The following is a 3,262-nucleotide window of genomic DNA, read 5'->3' as shown; positions in this document are numbered from 1 at the left end:
CTCCCGCAACTCGGCGGCCTGTTCCACGGAGAGCTCCATACCAAGAGACCCTGCCACACAAGATCAAGTAACGCTGACGGAATCACGAGACACTAGCCTGCGTCGGCGCGACGACGGTCGAATGACGGCAGCGGCAGGACGCCCCCGAGGCGCCTCTCGAACACACTCGACTGTGAAGGCCGGACAGTCTGCCAAACACAGTTTCGGGGGCCGACCATGAATAGTGCACTGCTGATACCGAGCATGTCGTCCGTACGCGCCGCCGTCGCCTTTCCTCTCAAACTTGCGGCCACCACCTTGGCGGCGATAGCAGAAACGGCCATCGAGAATTCCTCGGCGCGCTGCCCTCTGGCTTCACACGGGCCTGCCACGCAGCCGTGTCAGGTACGCCGACCGAATAAGGCCGACGACACGCCTGTACTGCTGGTCCCGGGATATCTTTCTCCGCACGCGGCTTGGGACCCTCTGCTGCGGAAACTCCGCCTGGACGGATTTCACGACATTACCTGTCTGCACTACAACCCCTTCAAGATGGGCATCCCGGACATTGCTTCGTTGCTCGTCTCCGAGGCGCGAAACGCCATGCAGCGCAGTGGCTCCAGTGGGGTCCACCTCATCGGTTACAGTCTGGGCGGATTGGCTGTACGTTACGCGGTTCAGCGACTCGGCTTGGACGACGCGGTGCTCAGCGCCGTCACCGTGGCGACGCCCCACCACGGATCCTTGCTGGCGCATCTGGGAGTAGGGCCTGCGGTCAGGCAGCTACGGAGCAACTCCCCGCTGCTGTCCGCCTTGCCGGACATCGACGCGAGCCAGAAAGTCCAATGGTTCCTCATCGGCGCGCAGTCCGACGCGGTCGTCCCCCTCTCCAATGCGACGGCGGGGCAGTACGCCGACTCCTCCTGCATACCGGGGTGCGGCCACCTCCGAATCATGGATTCCCCTGAACTGGCCGACGCGGTCGTCAGCCACTTGAAAAGCAGTACGCGCAAGCAGACCCGTGCGCAGGGCGCACACCTGCGGGCGTCCTCCGAAAAGATGGCATGCAGGAGGGGCCTCCTCAGCTCATGGGCTGATTGCTCCGAGGGGAGCACGATGCTCGGTGAGCGATTGTCTTCGGGAACGTGAGGAGGCCCCGTGATGGCCATCGTAGGCGGACTGGACGTCCATCGCGGGCAGATCACCTTCGACTGCCTTGACAGTGACAGCGGGCAGGTCCAGCGGGGACGGATCGTTCCCGCGACGCGCGACCGGTTCCGGGCCTGGCTGCGGGAGTTGCCGCGGCCGGCGGTGCTGGCGGTGGAGGGCTGCACCGGGTGGCGGTTCGTCGTCGAGGAGTGCCGGGAGGCGGGGGTGGAGGTGCAGCTGGCGGAGCCGGCCGACACCGCGGCCGCAAACGGGCCCGAGCACCGGGCCAGGACCGACCGCGCCGACGCGGCCAAGATCCGTCACCTGCTGGCCGAGGACCGGCTGCTGCAGTCCTGGATCCCACCCACGCAGGTGCTGGAGATGCGCACCCTGCTGCGGCTCTACAAGGACCTGCGCGACGAGCACACCGCCTGGGTCCAGCGCATCCACGCCCACCTCTTCCACCACGGCGTCCCTGCCCCGGTCGGGGACCTGCTCGCCCTCGAGATGCGCGCCCGGCTCACGGCCGGAGAAGGACTGTCACCCGCCGCGCACCAAGCCGTGCAGGCGGCCCTGCGCACCCTGGACGCCCTGGAACGTGAGATGACAGTGCTGCGTCGGCAGTTCACCCTCTTCGCCCGCCGCCAGCCCGGCTGCGCGGCCCTGCTGGAGTACTACGGCGTCGGACCTGTCACGGCGGTGGCCATCTGGGCCGAGTTGGGTGTTGCCCGCCGCTTCTCCTCCTCCCGGCAGGCCGTGCGCCACGCAGGGCTGGACATAACTGTCTACTCCTCGGACAGCAAACGCAGTCCCGGCCGCCTGGCCCGCCAGGGCCCGCCCCTGCTGCGCTGGGCGCTGTTCGAGGCGGCCAAGTGCGCCGCCCGCCCCAGCGCCCCCGACTACGCCTACTACCAGCAGGTCAAGGAGCGATGTGGCGGCAACCGGGCCGCCCTGTCAGTGGCCCGCAAACTCATCCGCCGAGCCCACCACACCCTGCGAGCCCTGGGCGACAAGGCACTCGCACCGGCCTGACCGTCAACCGACACCTGACTTTGGTGCGGGCCCTGCCCGATTCATGATGTGCGCGGCCAGCTCCCGCAGAGCCCCTGCCCAGCGGTTTTACCGCCTTCGGGCCGCAAAAGACTGAGCGGCCGCACTGTGAGCCCGACCCCATCGATCATCATGTCGCCGGACACCCAGTGCGAGTGTCCGCGCACCGAGATAAGGCTGGGCCGGCCACACACCACAGCCAAGTCATGCATGCGCATGCCCGAACACCACTTGACCCGGCCCCTCAAACAGATAAGGGGGCTCCACGCTTCGTGATCACGAGCGAGGCCGTACGACCGACGCCGCTGTGACGGCCGTACTGGACGCAGCCTGCTTGGAACGACGACTCGAAGGCGGGTTCGGCAGTCGGCGTGGCCGCCCTGCTGCGATGGCTCCGGGCCTTCGGTACAGAGCCCCTCTCGCCGCCGTACAGCCGGGCTGCCGTATGTCCGGACGACGACGAAGGGTTACGGCAGTAGTGGGACGACGTCCATGCCCGGCGCAATGACACTCGGAGCAAGCCTTGTCGACAGCTTTGGAGGTGTTCTTGTGAGGACGACGGAGAGGCCGCTTCCTTCGCCGAGCATCCATTCACCGAGGGCCGGCCACGGCGCAGGCGAGGACACGTTGAAGTCGCCGCGAAAGGAGCGCACAAGAGGTGCGGATGCCCTGCAGGACCGCACCGAGTACCGCTGGCTGCCCGCGGGGGACCCACGGTCGTTGCCCCGGTTGGACGCGGAAGTCGCAGGCCGCACTGCCGCAGGCGAGAAGGTGCAGGTCGTGTACAGTGCGCGCGGTGACAAATTCATGATCGTTCCTCAATCGTAGGCGACGACACCGCCGTGAGAGCGGATCGACAGCCGCACCGATCGTCGTGAGGAGTCGACGGCACCCGGTCACGTGTGACCGTCTCGGCGGCGCGCCCATGCCGGTCGCCCCGGCGGGGATCGGCGTCACGGCGTGGACTTCCGGTTCCCGCGGAGTCACTGAGCTGTTTCAGCGCTGCCGCTCCAGGGTGAGGACGGCTGCTGCGATTGACGTCATTCGATTCGGGCTGCACCGAGCCTTGCGGAAGATTCGCCAT

General features: G+C 67.4%; 2 protein-coding genes and 1 pseudogene. 2 read left to right on the top strand and 1 reads right to left on the bottom strand.

Annotated elements, in window-relative coordinates:
* The first annotated feature begins 216 nt into the window (after positions 1 to 216).
* Together IE271_RS40460 and IE271_RS40455 are read left to right on the top strand one after the other, a co-directional pair.
* Positions 217 to 1,128 carry an esterase/lipase family protein gene (locus tag IE271_RS40460; RefSeq protein WP_190195416.1) on the top strand — a complete coding sequence of 304 codons (912 nt, stop codon included), beginning with the start codon at positions 217 to 219 and terminating at the stop codon, positions 1,126 to 1,128.
* Positions 1,129 to 1,140: 12 nt separating this feature from the next.
* Positions 1,141 to 2,160 carry an IS110 family RNA-guided transposase gene (locus tag IE271_RS40455; RefSeq protein WP_190195415.1) on the top strand — a complete coding sequence of 340 codons (1,020 nt, stop codon included), beginning with the start codon at positions 1,141 to 1,143 and terminating at the stop codon, positions 2,158 to 2,160.
* A 1,014-nt stretch (positions 2,161 to 3,174) separates the two neighbouring features.
* Here IE271_RS40455 and IE271_RS40450 read toward each other — a convergent pair.
* Positions 3,175 to 3,262, bottom strand: a pseudogene (locus tag IE271_RS40450) (IS5/IS1182 family transposase); the annotation flags it as partial.

Origin of the sequence: Streptomyces minutiscleroticus (assembly GCF_014650875.1) — a bacterium.
Taxonomy (GTDB): Bacteria; Actinomycetota; Actinomycetes; order Streptomycetales; family Streptomycetaceae; genus Streptomyces; species Streptomyces minutiscleroticus.
This window is presented reverse-complemented; position numbering and strand designations above follow the sequence as displayed.

Coding starts and splice junctions, on each gene's coding strand:
- IE271_RS40460 (WP_190195416.1), top strand. CDS start 217: ATGAATAGTGCACTGCTGATACCGAGCATGTCGTCCGTACGCGCCGCC.
- IE271_RS40455 (WP_190195415.1), top strand. CDS start 1,141: ATGGCCATCGTAGGCGGACTGGACGTCCATCGCGGGCAGATCACCTTC.